Annotated in this window: 11 protein-coding genes; 7 read left to right on the forward strand and 4 right to left on the reverse strand. The window is 43.0% G+C overall.

Annotation, left to right across the window (positions count from 1 at the left end):
* Position 1: 1 nt before the first annotated feature.
* A complete protein-coding gene (locus I595_RS09795; RefSeq protein WP_054559444.1) occupies positions 2-751 on the reverse strand; it encodes a DeoR/GlpR family DNA-binding transcription regulator in 750 nt (249 codons plus the stop codon).
* 160 nt (positions 752-911) lie between these two features.
* Here I595_RS09795 and nagB point away from each other — a divergent pair, with 160 nt between their 5' ends.
* From nagB to I595_RS09830, 7 genes are all read left to right on the forward strand, one after another.
* The gene (nagB, locus tag I595_RS09800) at positions 912-2,834 is read left to right on the forward strand and encodes a glucosamine-6-phosphate deaminase (protein WP_054559247.1); all 1,923 of its coding nucleotides are present in this window, start codon (positions 912-914) and stop codon (positions 2,832-2,834) included.
* 12 nt (positions 2,835-2,846) lie between these two features.
* Complete coding sequence (locus I595_RS09805) at positions 2,847-4,532, forward strand: carboxypeptidase-like regulatory domain-containing protein (RefSeq protein WP_054559248.1); 1,686 nt, start codon at positions 2,847-2,849, stop codon at positions 4,530-4,532.
* Positions 4,533-4,611: 79 nt separating this feature from the next.
* Positions 4,612-6,090 (forward strand): glycoside hydrolase family 10-like protein, encoded by a 1,479-nt coding sequence (locus I595_RS09810; protein WP_054559249.1) that lies wholly within the window; start codon positions 4,612-4,614, stop codon positions 6,088-6,090.
* Between the two features lie 14 nt (positions 6,091-6,104).
* Entirely contained in the window at positions 6,105-7,376 is a 1,272-nt protein-coding gene (locus I595_RS09815; protein ID WP_054559250.1) for an MFS transporter, read from the forward strand.
* 1 nt (position 7,377) lies between these two features.
* Positions 7,378-8,934, forward strand: a complete 1,557-nt coding sequence (locus I595_RS09820) for a glycoside hydrolase family 3 protein (RefSeq protein ID WP_054559251.1) — start codon at positions 7,378-7,380, stop codon at positions 8,932-8,934.
* Positions 8,927-9,595 carry a class I SAM-dependent methyltransferase gene (locus I595_RS09825; protein WP_054559252.1) on the forward strand — a complete coding sequence of 223 codons (669 nt, stop codon included), beginning with the start codon at positions 8,927-8,929 and terminating at the stop codon, positions 9,593-9,595. The genes I595_RS09820 and I595_RS09825 overlap by 8 nt, the downstream gene beginning before the upstream one ends.
* Before the next feature lie 166 nt (positions 9,596-9,761).
* The gene (locus I595_RS09830) at positions 9,762-10,835 is read left to right on the forward strand and encodes an anhydro-N-acetylmuramic acid kinase (protein WP_054559253.1); all 1,074 of its coding nucleotides are present in this window, start codon (positions 9,762-9,764) and stop codon (positions 10,833-10,835) included.
* Here the strand turns inward: I595_RS09830 and I595_RS09835 are convergent.
* The 3 genes from I595_RS09835 to accC all read right to left on the reverse strand — a co-directional run bounded on the left by I595_RS09835 (position 10,825) and on the right by accC (position 15,357).
* On the reverse strand, positions 10,825-12,051 hold the full coding sequence (locus I595_RS09835; protein WP_054559254.1) for a multidrug effflux MFS transporter: 1,227 nt from the start codon (positions 12,049-12,051) through the stop codon (positions 10,825-10,827). The genes I595_RS09830 and I595_RS09835 overlap by 11 nt on opposite strands.
* A gap of 315 nt (positions 12,052-12,366) precedes the next feature.
* Positions 12,367-13,908, reverse strand: a complete 1,542-nt coding sequence (locus I595_RS09840; protein ID WP_054559255.1) for an acyl-CoA carboxylase subunit beta — start codon at positions 13,906-13,908, stop codon at positions 12,367-12,369.
* A 6-nt stretch (positions 13,909-13,914) separates the two neighbouring features.
* Positions 13,915-15,357 carry an acetyl-CoA carboxylase biotin carboxylase subunit gene (gene accC, locus I595_RS09845; RefSeq protein ID WP_054559256.1) on the reverse strand — a complete coding sequence of 481 codons (1,443 nt, stop codon included), beginning with the start codon at positions 15,355-15,357 and terminating at the stop codon, positions 13,915-13,917.
* Position 15,358 lies beyond the last annotated feature (1 nt).

The following is a 15,358-nucleotide window of genomic DNA, read 5'->3' on the forward strand; positions in this document are numbered from 1 at the left end:
GCTATAGTAATTGAATATTTAAATTTTTAAATGGCTCCAATTTTGAATCCCAAGGTTCAAGTTCGGTAATCAAAATATCAATTTCCTCAGGGCCACATATCTTGTAACGTTGCAAAGAACCTAATTTTTCTGAAATACTCGGCGAAATAATTTTTTTGGAGCTATGAATCATGGCTTTTTTAAGCTGAACAATTTCCCAGTCAAACTCTGTTAACCCGTCCCTTGGATGGATACTATTGGTCCCTAAAAAACAAAGATCTACCTTTATTTCAGATAACATATTTATAGCACTGCCACCTACCGTAATTTGCGAATCCTTACTTACCCTGCCCCCAATAAATATGACTTCTACATTTTTCTTGCTCAGTAATTGTATCGCAATGGATAAGCTAGGTGTAAAACAGGTTAAATGTAATTTATGCGGCAACCTCTTTGCCAACTCCAAATTTGTTGTGCCCCCACTTAGCAAGATGACCTGACCGTCTTTTAACAGATGAATCGCCTTTTCGGCAATGGCCGCCTTTTTTTCAATGGAGTATACTTGATGTGACGGAATATGGTAATAGTCAAACCCCAGGGAAACTGCCCCTCCGTGTACCTTTTTAAGCTTATTTTCTTTGTCCAACTCCTTAATATCCCGTCTCACCGTGTCTACGGAAACCTTCAACAAGGAAGCTAAATCAGTAAGTAATACACGACTATGAATACGTACTTCGTTAAGAATAAACTGTTTTCTTTCCTCCTTTAGCATGAAATCAAAGTTAAACAAAACCAAATTGTATTTAGCAAAAACAGCATAATACTGCACTTTTCAGCGATTAAATGTTAATTTTAGAAGATAAACTATATTTTTTGTCGGTATTTGCTGTTTTTAACATAAATTTGATTTAACACTGTTGAAATAAATAATTATGCGGGAACGGCAGCAGTTTAACGAGGAGGAGAAATTTGAAAAAATCCAAACCTATGTCCATGAAAATGCGGACAAGGCTTCTTATTACGTAGCTAATGAAATTGCCTCCTTGATAAAGACCAAGGCCAAAACCAAGGAATCTGTTGTCCTAGGTTTAGCAACTGGTTCCACCCCTACAAAAGTCTATGACTATTTGGTTGATTTTCACAAAAAGGGACTGATTAGCTTTAGCAACGTCTTTACCTTTAATCTGGATGAATATTACCCTATGCATCCCAAAAGCATTCATAGCTACGTTAGGTTTATGAATGAGCATTTATTTGATCATATTGACATTCCAAAAGAAAACATCCATATCCCAGATGGCACATTGTCAAAAGAAGACTTAAGAGACTACTGCCAAGCGTATGAGGAGAAAATCACCAACTTAGGGGGTATAGACCTGCAGCTTTTGGGTATTGGCAGAACAGGTCATATCGGTTTTAACGAACCTGGTTCAACAGAAACAAGTAAGACCCGTTTAGTCCGTTTGGACCGTGTTACCCGTTTGGATGCCGCAAGCGATTTCTTTGGGGAAGAGAATGTACCTACAAAGGCCATTACCATGGGAGTAGGAACCATAATGGCGGCCAAACGGATTATTCTAATGGCCTGGGGCGAAGGTAAGGCACAGGTGATAAGAGACAGTGTAGAGGGCGAGATAAAAGAGTCGGTTCCCGCCACTTTTCTACAACAACACCAAAATTGTGATTTTATATTAGATAAAGCTTCGGCCTCTGAACTGACCAGGATTAAAACCCCTTGGTTGGTCACGGAATGCCTCTGGCAGGACCATTTAATAAAGCGAGCTACCATTTGGTTGTCTAAAAAATTAAACAAAGCCATTTTGAAGTTGACCAATGAAGACTACAATGAGTACGGAATGGGGAACTTGGTTGCGGAGGTTGGTTCTGCCGAGCAAATCAACCTAAGGGTTTTTAATCAGCTGCAAGCTACCATCACCGGCTGGCCCGGTGGAAAACCCAATGCTGACGACAGCCAAAGACCAGAGCGCGCAATGCCCTACCCAAAAACCTCCTTGATCTTTAGCCCCCATCCAGATGACGATGTGATTTCTATGGGAGGTACCTTGTTGAGACTCGTAGACCAAGGGCACCATGTACATGTAGCCTACCAAACATCAGGAAATATCGCGGTTTTTGATGATGAGGTTATCCGCTTTTTAGATTTTGCAACGGAAATTGACACATCGGATACTGCCCTAAAAAAAAGATCTAACGAGGTAAGGTCTTTTTTATCAAAAAAACAACCGGGCCAGATAGACACTAATGAGATACAGCAGTTAAAGGGTCTTATCCGAAAAGGTGAAGCAATGGCAGCTTGTCGTTATTGTGGAGTAAAGGAAGAAAATGCCCATTTTTTGAATCTGCCATTTTACGAAACCGGAGCGGTAAAGAAAAAACCATATTCAGAGGAAGATGTAATGATTACCTACAATTTATTAAATAAGATACAACCCCAGCAGATTTTTGCAGCTGGCGATCTTTCTGACCCACATGGAACCCACAGGGTCTGTCTGGATATCGTATTCAAAGCAATTGAAAAACTGGTGATGGAACGGGCGGAGTGGATACGCCATTGCTATGTATGGCTATATCGGGGTGCTTGGCAAGAATGGGATATTGCCGATATGGAAATGGCAGTGCCCATTGGACCTAAGGATATGTCTAGAAAAATCAATGCAATTTTTAAACATCAATCCCAAAAAGATAGTGCCATGTTTCCGGGTAATGATGAACGGGAGTTCTGGCAAAGGGCAGAACAAAGGAACAAAGAAACGGCTGAAGCCTATAACGCCCTAGGTTTAGCGGAATATGAGGCCGTGGAGGGATTTGTTCGCCATAATTTTAATTTAAACTAAACTAGCAACTATATGAAAAAAGCGTTTTACAATCTGAGACATGTTTGGTTCAGGCTTTTACTTATTTGCTTCGTAAGCTCCTCATTTGGACTATACGGTCAGCAACAAGTAACGGTTACTGGAACCGTTATTGAAAATGGTACCGACATCCCCATTGCGGGAGCCGCAGTGTTTATTGAAAACACCTCATTCGGCGGTATTACCGATTTTGATGGAAAATATACGTTTACGGCCACGTTGGACACCGGAGCATACACATTGCTTACCAGCTATATTGGTTTTAAAACCAACCGAATGCCGATCGAGATTGGCGCTTCAACTACCATCACAAACAATATTCTACTTCAAGAAGATTTACTGAGTTTGGATGAGGTGGTTGTGACAGGAAATACCGTAGGGGTTAACAAACGAACCTTAGGGAATGCCATATCTACGGTAAAAGCAGAAGAACTGGTCAACAACGGTGCCATTGCCGTTGACCAAGCCATATCAGGTAAAATTAGTGGGGCCTTGGTACAGCAAAACTCCGGTGACCCTGCAGGGGGAATCAGTATAAGATTAAGGGGTCCAAGTACCGTTTTGGGTAATTCTGACCCATTATATATTGTGGACGGGATTATTTTTAGCAATAGCAGTAATCAATTGATTGACTTAGGGGGAAACTCGCAAAACAGGTTGGTAGACCTAAATCCAAATGATATTGAACGTATTGAAATTATAAAAGGTGCTGCCGCAGCAGCCATCTATGGTTCTAGGGCCAGTAATGGGGTGGTGCAAATTTTTACCAAGGCAATGTCCATAGGTAATCTAGCGCAAAATTATGAACAGGTCATCGTGACGACAAACTCTGATAATACAGCTACTTTCGTTTCCGGAAACGAAGGTTTTGAAACTGCGGTTACCTTGTTGACCGAGGCCCTTAGCGAATTGACCACCAACCCACCTTCAGGGGAATTCACAAATGCGGTAACCTTGGGGAATATAGACCTAGAAAATAGCATCCGCGCCATGCAGGCCCGTTATGCGTTATTTGCTGGCAATTATGATCTCGCTATTTCCGCTGCCACTAGTGTAGACCACTTATCTACTTCCGTATTTGCTTATGACAACATTAACTTAAATCCTGTCTGGACAAGGGTTTTCCAAAATGATGCCCCTAATTTTAAACCTAGGGACAATTTTGGACCTCCCACGGAATTTGTATTTGACACTGCTGATGGCAGGTTGGCCTTTTACTTAGTGCCCCTGGATGAAACCAACCAAAATGGCTTACCTATAGAGGACCTTGCAGGATTTTTTGATGATTTGACCAAATCCATACCGGTGTACCTACCGGATGAAATGAACCTCATCATCGCAGAGGCACAACTTAGGAAATCCAATCCTGATATTGCCGCTGCCACAACTGCCTTGAATGAAGTGCTAACGGATACAGACGATCCTTTTGGGCTAAATGCAGGTTTGCCCCAATACTCCGGAGCCGCAACGACAGATGCCCTACTCCAGGAAATTTACAAAAATCGTAGGGCAGAACTATTTTTAACGGGCATTAGTCTTGAAGATAGCAGAAGGTTCAACAGACCGCAACCAAGCGGAACATCAATGAACTATGACGAAGAAAGAAACAGGAATTTTTACCCATATCCAGATATTGAACGAAACAGCAATCCCAATACGCCGGCAGATCCGTCCATATAAATTAGTTTTGAGTTAGTTTAATTATTCAACAATAAAGGCCCACGTTACTAAAATAACCGGGCCTTTTTCTATACATTCCATGAAAAAAACACCATTATTACTAATTCTAGTGCTCGCCTCCTGTGCCGTTACCAGGACACCAAAAGAAGAATTCAGGGGTGTTTGGATAGCGACCGTAGTGAATATAGACTGGCCAAAACAGCCAGGGGACAAAGTGGAAAAACAAAAAACTGACTTTAAAGCAATTTTGGATTTTTACGGGCAACTTCACTTTAACGCCGCCATCGTTCAAATACGTACCGCCGGTGACGCCTTTTACCCTTCAAAACTAGCCCCATGGTCAAGGTACCTTACTGGCAAAGAAGGTAAGCCACCAGAGCTCGCATTCGGTGACCCTTTAAAATGGCTGGTTTCAGAAACCCATAAAAAAGGCATGGAATTTCATGCTTGGCTCAATCCCTACCGGGCTACATTTAATCTGGATACCCTTTCGTTATCAGCCTCCCATGATTTTTATCAACACCGGGACTGGATGGTTAAATACGGCAATAAATATTATTACAACCCAGGAATTCCTGAGGTGCAGCAGCACCTGGTGGACATTATCGCAGAAGTAGTTGAACATTACGAAATCGATGCCATTCATTTTGACGATTACTTTTATCCCTACAGAATCGAAAACGAAATTTTTAACGATTCCCTGGCTTTCTCAACGTATGCAATGGAACGACAGTCATTGGCAGATTGGCGAAGAAGCAATGTGGATTCCCTGGTAAAATATACACAAAACACCATTAAGGAACTGAAGCCTTGGGTACAGTTTGGAATTAGTCCTTTTGGGGTATGGAAGAACAACACTACCGACCCCAGAGGTTCTGCAACAAGGGCCGGCCAGACCAATTATGAGGATTTGTATGCGGATCCCATTAGCTGGATAGAAAATAATTGGTTGGATTATCTAGCGCCACAGGCATATTGGAGCTTGGACTATCCCGCAGCGCCACATAGGGTCATCGCCGAATGGTGGAATAATGAAGCTGGTAACACCAACGTGTACATGGGCAACGGTCCCTACAAAATAAAGAATAATGCGGATAAGGCCTGGAACCGAAAAAAAGAAATTCCAAAGCAATTGACCTTGGCCAGAAAACTGGACAATATTCAAGGGAATATTTTTTTTAGCGCAAAATCGCTCATTGGCCAGCACAGCAACGTAGTTCGTCATTTAAGAAAAAAACAGTACCAAGAACCCTCACTCCCGCCCACTTTCAAAATACAAAAAGAAAGGGCCCTATCACTGCCGAGTGTAGCGATGGAAAGCATCTCCGGAGGAAAAAAGTCAGTATCCGTTGTGCATAAGGATAGCATTCCCCGGTACATATCACTCTATAAAATAAAAAAGAACAATAAAACTAAGGTGTTGGATCGGGTGTACCTAGCACCAAATGATACCTTAGCTTATCTTCAATGGAAATCCAACAAAGTACAAAACCACGGCCTAAGCATAGAAATTAGGGATGCTTTCGGAAACTATAGGAATATAAAGTATCTTCATTAATAAGAAAAAACGGGATGCAACAGGCCAAAAAAGATAAAAATGCATGGTGGTGGGTACCGCTTCTATATTTTACACAGGGATTACCTTATGTCATAGTAGTCACAGTATCAGTCATCATGTACAAAAACCTTGGACTGGGCAACGCTGAAATTGGACTATATACCAGCTGGTTGTACCTACCTTGGGTACTTAAACCTTTATGGAGCCCTTTTGTGGATCTAAAAAGCACAAAAAGAAATTGGTTTTTGGGCATGCAAGGCATCATCGCAGTCGCATTTTTGGGCATTGGCCTTACCGTCTCCAGTAATTTCTTTTTAACCTCTACCCTAGCATTTTTCTGGATGGCAGCCTTTGCCTCGGCAACCAACGACATTGCTTCTGATGGTTATTATATGATAGGGTTAACAGAAAAGAAACAGTCTTTTTTTATAGGTTTAAGGAGTACTTTTTACAGACTGGCAATGGTTACCGGGGAAGGTCTGGTGGTGATTGCTGCAGGATATTTAGAAAACAAATATGGCGATCCGGCCAAAGCTTGGTCCCTCACAATGATAGGGATGGCAGTCCTCATGTTAACGCTAACCATGGGTAATCTATTTACTGCGCCAAAATTTGAGGTTTTACAAAAAGCCAACACAGATGCTAAACAAGATTTTTTAAAGGTTTTTGGTAGTTTTTTCAGAAAGAAAAATATAGGTATCGCCCTTGCGTTTATTTTAACTTATCGGCTTGGGGAATCGCAACTAGTAAAGATGGCCGCCCCCTTCTTATTAGACGAAACCACGGCCGGAGGTCTTAACTATGCTACAGAAACGGTAGGCACTATCTACGGTACGGCTGGGGTGATTATGTTATCCATTGGAGGTATTTTAGGTGGTATTGTGATATCTAGGGATGGTTTAAGAAAATGGATGTTGCCCATGGTGCTATCCTTAAACATCCCCAACTTACTTTATGCGCTTTTGGCCTTTACCAAAACCACGTCCATAGTTGCGGTGACAGCGACCGTGCTTTTTGAAAAATTTGGTTATGGATTTGGATTCGCGGCATTTCTCATGTATCTAATTTACGTGGCGGAAGGCATTTCCAAGACATCACACTACGCAATTGCAACGGGTTTCATGGCATTGGGAATGATGCTGCCGGGTATGGCCAGTGGCTATCTGCAAGAATGGCTCGGGTATTCTGGCTTTTTTACATGGGTGGTATTAGCGGGGCTACCCTCACTTTTTTTGCTGCGTTTTTTAAACTATCCACCAGATTACGGTAAAAAGGAAAACGTATAGAATGGATGCATTAATGACATATCCGGAAATCAAGGAACATCTTACCCTCAGGGATAAAGTAGGGCAGCTTTTTATGGCAGCCGCATTTATTAATGATACAGAAGCGGAAATAAAAAAACTGGAACAACTTATACAAAATCACTGTATTGGGGCGCTCTGTTTTTTTCATAGCAGGGCCAGTGCTGCGACCAACTTTGAGGGCACTAAGGAAATAGCCTACCAAGCGAACACCTATAAGCGCTTAAAACAATTGGTCAAGAGATACCAAAAGGTGGCTAAAACACCACTGTTAATGGCCATGGATGCAGAGTGGGGACTGGCCATGCGCGTTGAAAATACGCCTCAATACCCGTATGCAATTACGCTTGGTGCGGCTGTCCACGAAAAAAACCTTATCCATGAAGTAGGAAGGAATATTGCCATGGATTGTTTACAAGCTGGAATCCACTGGAACTTGGCCCCAGTGATTGATATAAACAGCAATCCAAACAATCCTGTTATTGGATATCGCAGCTTTGGCGATAAAAAGGAACTGATTACCGTGGCAGCAACAGAATACATCAACGGAATGTCCGCTAATGGCATTTTAAACTGTATCAAACATTTTCCTGGCCATGGCGATACCGAGGTAGATTCCCACCTATCCCTGCCCCTGATTAACAGAACAAAGCTTGAACTTTTCAATAATGAGCTGCATCCGTTTAAAGCACTTATAAATTATGGTGTAGACGCTGTAATGATAGGTCATCTTATGGTTCCCGCACTGTCTAAAAACAAATCGATGCCAGCAACGGTCTCTGTGGACATCATTCAAGGTATTTTGCGGCAAAAACTTGGGTTCTCCGGTTTGATTATTTCGGATGCGCTCAATATGCGCGCCGTGTCTACCCTATATACCAAAAAAGGTATGCTGGAACTAAGGGCTTTTGAAGCGGGCAACGATATGTTGTGCTTTTCAGAGCATATCGTAGCGGGTATAAGCGCCATATTAAAACATGGGGAGGTCAATAGCATCGAACAGAGCTTTCAACGTATCTGGAGACTAAAGGAAAAAGCCTTCCGTAATGATCGGCCAAAAATTTTAAATACCCCTTACCATGATCTTATTCCCAAACTGGCAAAACAAAGCCTCACCCTACTTACAGGTACCGAGACTATAATCAAGGACTTTAGAAAAAACAACTATCGAACTTTGGCTTTTGGAAAAAAAGAAGATACTACCTTTTTGGATAGTCTCACGGCAAGTCCTATTGGCCAAAATGATGATTCTATTTTGATTGCGCTTTATCCCCCTTGCGCAAAACCTATGGATTATTTTGGGATGGACCTAGCGGAGTTGCGGCATATCAACCAGTTACTCCAAAGCAAAAAAGTAGTGCTTTATGTTTTTGGCAACCCTTATATTTTAAAGCATTTGGCCTACCATAAATCATTGGCCACGGTATTGGCCTATCAAGATTTTAAACCATTTCAGCAACACGCTGCAGAACATTTTCTAGGCAAACATATAGCCCGGGGAAAGCTGCCGGTAACGATTCCAAACCCAAACCATGGATAAAACAGTAAAAACTTCTTGGGAAAAAAATGCACAAGAGTGGATAAAAATTGTGAAAAACGATGAAATCCCGTCCAGAAAATATACCAATCCTGCCATATTAAAAGCCATATATCGTATTGGAGCCACTAAGATTGCGGACATGGGTTGCGGTGAAGGCTGGCTAGTACGTAAAATTCATCATGTTAATGCCCATATTACAGGTATTGACGCCACGGCTAAACTCATTGATTACGCCAAAAACCAAGGGAAAGGAAGCTTCCATCAGCTATCGTTCGAGGAAATCATTGCAGGCAAACCCATACCCGGGGGACCATTTGATTTAATGGTCTTCAACTTTTCACTATACCTAAAAGATGATCTTTTGGATTTGCTCAGGAAATCAGTAGATTTCTTGCAATCCAGCGGAACAATTTTGATACAAACCCTGCATCCTTATTTTTTGGTTACAAATGGCAATACTTACGAAAACCAATGGGTCCAAGATTCATGGAAGGGTCTTCCGGGAGATTTCACGGACGGGCATCAATGGTATGCTAGAAATTTTGAAGGTTGGTCACTAGTTTTAAACCAGCTCAACAATGCTTCATTTGGTTTTCAAGAGGTTTTGAACGAAAAAGGACAACCCATCTCATTGATTATTGAAATAAAAAAAAGTGAATAATGAATTATCATAGGAAGGTAAAAATTGATGTACACAATGACAGATTGCTATGATCTTCTTAACTGGTGATGGAAACATGGGGAAGCCTAAGTGTTGAAAGGCATCCAAGAATCTAGACACCCACCTTAAAAAAACAAATCCTATCCGATTCTAAAAAATTATACCTATGACAAAATACAATGTACTCGGCATGATGTCTGGCACCTCATTGGATGGATTGGACATTGCCCTATGCCATATTTGGCAGGAAGCAGGGGCATGGAATTTTGCTATTCGCCAAACCCATACCGTCCCTTACGACAAGGACTTGCTCAAAAAACTAAAAAACGCCATTCACCTTCCGGATAAAGAACATGAAAAGTTGCATGATGCGTATGGTATTTGGCTGGGAGAACAGGCAAAAATGTTCATTGAAAAACACGCTGTTACAGTGGACTTTATAGCAAGCCACGGCCATACTTCCCATCATAGACCGGAAGAGGGCGTCACCTTTCAATTGGGGAATGGGCGCTTACTGGCAAAGGTCGCCAAACATAAGGTAATTTGTGATTTTAGGGCAAAGGACGTGGCATTGGGCGGTCAGGGAGCCCCTCTGGTGCCTATTGGCGATCAGCTGTTGCTGCCGGAATATGACTTTTGCCTCAACTTGGGGGGAATCAGTAATATTTCCTTTGATACGGATGGAAAACGAGTGGCCTTTGATATTGGTTTGGCCAATATGCCCTTAAATTACCTGACCGAAAAAATTGGATTAAAATATGATGAAAATGGCCAACTAGCAAGAAAGGGAACCTTAATTCCAAGGCTATTGGCCAAACTTAACGCCTTGCACTACTACACCTTGCCGTACCCAAAATCCACAGGGTACGAATGGTTTAGTGAAACGGTAGTACCATTGCTACAAGAAAATGGGGCAAACACGGCAGATGCGTTACATACGGTTATCCACCATAACTGTGAGCAAATAGCAAAAGTTATCTTAGGCCAAAGACCAAAAGAAGGTAGTCAAGTACTGGTCACCGGTGGTGGCGCCCTAAATTCCTTTTTTATGGATACACTACAGGAAAAGTTAGGGAAAGCGTGCAAGGTCCATATTCCACCCAAAAAGTTCATTGAATACAAGGAAGCCTTGGTTTTTGCATTTATGGCAGTGCTAAGGGAAATAGGCGAAATTAACGTTCTGGCCTCTGTTACAGGCGCACAACGATCATCTTGCAGCGGGGTCATTTTTATGCCCTAGCTTTAAATTTGTCCAAAAACACTAACTTCTTTCGCCTAGAAAGAAGGATGAGTACCACTGCCCCTAGCCCGCAACAAGCGAGGCCCACGAACAACGGCAACGCCAAATCTTCCAAAAAGGACCCGATAAATGTGGCAATTGGGATGGAAATCAGCGTAGAAACAAAACCATTGATGGCCGCACCGATACCGGCAATATGCCCAATAGGTTCCATGGCGATGGAACGAAAATTTCCCCACATAAATCCCAAACAAAAAAACTGCAAAAACAAGAAAGCCACCAAAACGGTTACATTGGGGTTGGGCGTGTTGAAAAAAATCAACACATAAGAAACGGCTATGAGACAAAAAAGAGCGGTGGCCGCCAAGGAGAGCTTTCGCATACCAAAACGCATTACCATGGTTCCGTTGGTAAACGTGGATGTGCCTATAGAAACCGCCAAGCCTGCAAAGATGTAGGGAAAGGCGTCCCGCAAGCCATATTGGTCCTCAAATATATATTGGGCTGAGCTTAAATACACCAAAAACGCCCCAGTTATGAGGCCAGACACCAAGGTGTAAGTCACAGTTTCCTGATGACGCAACATTTCTTTGGTTCCGGAGACAAAGCTGCGAAATGAAAATTTTACTTGATACTCTGGTTTTAAGGTTTCGGTCTGGCGTTTCCAAAACCAGACCCATAGTAGAATCCCTAAAAACAGATGGACGTAGAAAATAGTCTGCCAGTTAAAATGGTCTAAAATAAACTTGCCAAGGGCAGGTGCAACCACAGGAACCAAGATAAAAAAGGCAGTGATAAAGGACATGACCCTGGCCATATAATCCCCTTTGTAGGAATCCCTGATAATGGAAACCGCAATGGTTCTATGGGCAGATAGCCCAATCCCCTGCAAAATCCTTCCTATGACCATTACCTCCAAATTGGGGGCAAAAACACAGATAAGGCTAGAGACACCAAACACCACAAAACCTGCATACACCATAGGTTTACGGCCATATTGGTCAGACAGCGGTCCAAAAAACAACTGTCCTACTCCCAAACCAAGGAAAATCATGGTCACCAAAAGCTGGGTGTTCTGTGTTTCCGTTATTCCAATACTTTCAGAAATATTGGGGATTGCAGGGAGTAGGGTGTCAATACCCAGGGCCACAATGGACATTAAAGAGGCCATTAGGGCGATAAACTCAAAATTGGGTTTTGACGGTTCTGTTTGCATCTGGCAAAAGTACAACTACCGTTTGGCTTAACCCCCTAAAGCATGATGTTGTTTGTTTTTTTATGATGGTCGTGGGTTACCAGGTCCCCAACTTCTGAATGTGGCTATAACACTGCCAAGACCTTCCTAATTTAATATTATTAGGGACTTATTTACACGAATTAATGCGCCAAAGGTTGGCGTAAACATACTAAATGGAATAGTAAGACACCTTTGGGAAAATAGGTTGCAATCAAAAAAGTTTTAAACTAAGGGAATAGGTAATCCTTAAAACCTATGGTCATCCTTCCCTATAAAACCTCTCCAAATTAATTCTTACAACGGGATGTTTCCATGCTTGCGCTTTGGTGGGTCTACATGCTTCTTTTCCAACATGGCAAAGCTCTTTAAGAGCTTTCTCCGGGTGGTTTCTGGCAAAATGACCTCATCAATAAAACCCCTGCGCGCCGCACGGTAAGGGTTAGCAAACTTATCTGAATACTCTGCTTCCTTTTCTTTGAGTTTGGCGGCTGGATCCTCTGCGGCCGCAATTTCCCGTCTAAAGATTATCTCACTGGCTCCTTTAGCACCCATGACCGCGATCTCTGCCGTTGGCCAAGCATAGTTAAAATCTGCACCAATGTGCTTAGAGTTCATAACATCATAGGCACCACCGTAAGCTTTTCTGGTAATTACGGTGATTCTTGGTACCGTAGCTTCACTGAGGGCATACAATAGTTTTGCCCCGTTGGTAATAATACCGCTCCACTCTTGATCGGTCCCAGGCAAAAAACCAGGAACGTCTACCAAAACCAATAATGGGATGTTGAAGGCGTCACAAAAACGGGTAAAGCGTGCCGCTTTGGTAGAACTTTTAACCCCCAAAACCCCGGCTAAAAACATGGGTTGGTTGGCAACAATTCCAATACTGCGGCCACCCAAACGGGCAAAACCCACAATGATATTCTCTGCATAGTCCTTGTGGATCTCATAGAAAGAGTCCCGATCGATGATGCCGCGGATGACATCTTGCATGTCATAAGGCTTGTTAGGATTTTCCGGTACAATGGCCTTTAGTTCCTCCCTAATTTCATCCCCAAGCTCATAGGGTAATTTTTTTGGTTTTTCCTTGTTGCTCTGTGGCAAATAGGACAACAGTGTTTTTACATCATCCAAACAGGCAGCATCATTGGGTGAGGTTTTATGGGCCACCCCGGATTTAGCGGCATGTGCCCTGGCACCGCCCAGCTCTTCAGAGGTCACCTCCTCATTGGTCACGGTCTTTACCACATTGGGTCCGGTAACAAACATATAACTGGTCTGCTCTACCATTAAAATAAAATCGGTAATCGCTGGCGAATACACGGCACCGCCTGCACAAGGCCCCATGATTGCAGATAACTGGGGTACCACCCCAGAGGCCTGTACATTTCTAAAAAAGATATCCGCATAGCCACCCAAAGACTTTACGCCTTCCTGTATCCTAGCCCCTCCGGAATCATTTAGTCCAATAATGGGTGCCCCTACCTTTACGGCCAGATCCATCACTTTACAAATTTTTTCTGCATGGGTTTCCGATAATGCCCCACCAAAAACCGTAAAATCTTGCGCATATACATACACCAATCTACCATTTACGGTACCATAGCCCGTAACCACACCGTCCCCGTAAAAAATTTGTTTGTCCATTCCAAAACTGGTGGTCCGGTGGGTCACCAAAACGCCCATTTCCTCAAAAGACCCTTCGTCCAAGAAATAGGTTATACGTTCCCTTGCCGTCAATTTTTTCTTGGCGTGCTGTTTTTCAATGCGTTTTTCACCACCACCTAGGTGCGCCAACTTTAGGCGTTCTTCTAGTTTTTTTATTTTTGAATCCATCTGGTCTTAGTTTTTGGGAAGTCTTATGGTTTTTTGGCCCTGAAAGTAGTGGTTTAAAGCTATCAAGGCGGCTAGTCTTGCCTTGGCCCGCCTTTGCTCCTGCAATTTCTCCGGTGCGTAATGGTCCTTTACAAAATGGGTATCAAAATTACCAGACCTAAAGGCTTCATGCTGCATGACAAATGTGCCAAAGGCAAGCGTGGTCTCCACACCTTTTACCTCGTAATTTGCTATGGCCTGAATCATTAATTCAATGGCTTCTTCACGAGTTTGCCCATAGGTAATCAATTTAGAGAGCATCGGGTCATAATAGATGGGAATGTCCATTCCTTCCTCAAATCCATTATCCACACGAATGCCCGGACCCACCGGCAATCGATACCGTTCCAAGGTTCCTACACTTGGCAGGAAATCATTTAAAGGATCTTCGGCGTACACACGCAATTCCATGGCATGTCCGTGAATCTTTAGATCGGTTTGCTTAATGTTAAGCGCCTCTCCGCGGGCAACCTTAATCTGAAGTTCCACTAAATCTACCCCGGCAATAATTTCGGAAACTGGATGTTCTACCTGCAGCCGGGTATTCATTTCCAAGAAATAGTAGTTATGATCGGCATCCATAAGGAACTCTACCGTACCTGCACCGATATAATCACAGGCTTGTGCCACCTTAATGGCAGCCTCGCCCATTTCCTGTCGAAGCTCTGGGCCAAGGATGGACGAAGGGGCTTCTTCTACCACTTTTTGGTGCCTACGCTGAATGCTACACTCCCGCTCAAAAAAATGCAAGGTATTGCCATGTTGGTCGGCAAGCACCTGAATCTCAATGTGCCGTGGCGATGTTACATACTTCTCTATAAACACAGAACCATCACCAAAAGCTGAGGTAGCCTCACTAATGGCACGGGTCATCTGCGAAGCTAAATCCTTTTCTCTTTCGACAATGCGCATTCCCTTTCCCCCACCACCGGCAGAAGCTTTAATCAGCACCGGAAAGCCAATTTCCTTGGCAATTTCATGGGCTTTGTCCACATCGGTAATGGCTTCATCAATACCGGGCACCATGGGAATTTGGTATTTCTTTACAGCCTCTTTGGCTGCCAATTTACTTCCCATAACACGTATGGCGTGGGACTTGGGGCCTATAAAAGTGAGTCCGTTTTTCTCTACCGCTTCTGCAAAATCCGCATTTTCGCTTAAAAAACCATAGCCTGGATGAATGCCATCTACGTTCAATGATTTGGCGACCTCAATAATCTTATCCCCTCTTAAGTAACTCTGGTTGGAGGGTGGCGGTCCTATACAGACCGCTTCGTCCGCAAAACGGATGTGGGGTGAATTTCTGTCGGCCTCTGAAAAAACAGCTACCGTTTTTATTCCCATTTTTTTGGCGGTACGCATGACACGTATGGCAATTTCCCCTCGGTTGGCTACCAGTATTTTTTTCATT

The sequence above is a fragment of the Croceitalea dokdonensis DOKDO 023 genome, from assembly GCF_001306415.1.
Taxonomy (GTDB): Bacteria; Bacteroidota; Bacteroidia; order Flavobacteriales; family Flavobacteriaceae; genus Croceitalea; species Croceitalea dokdonensis.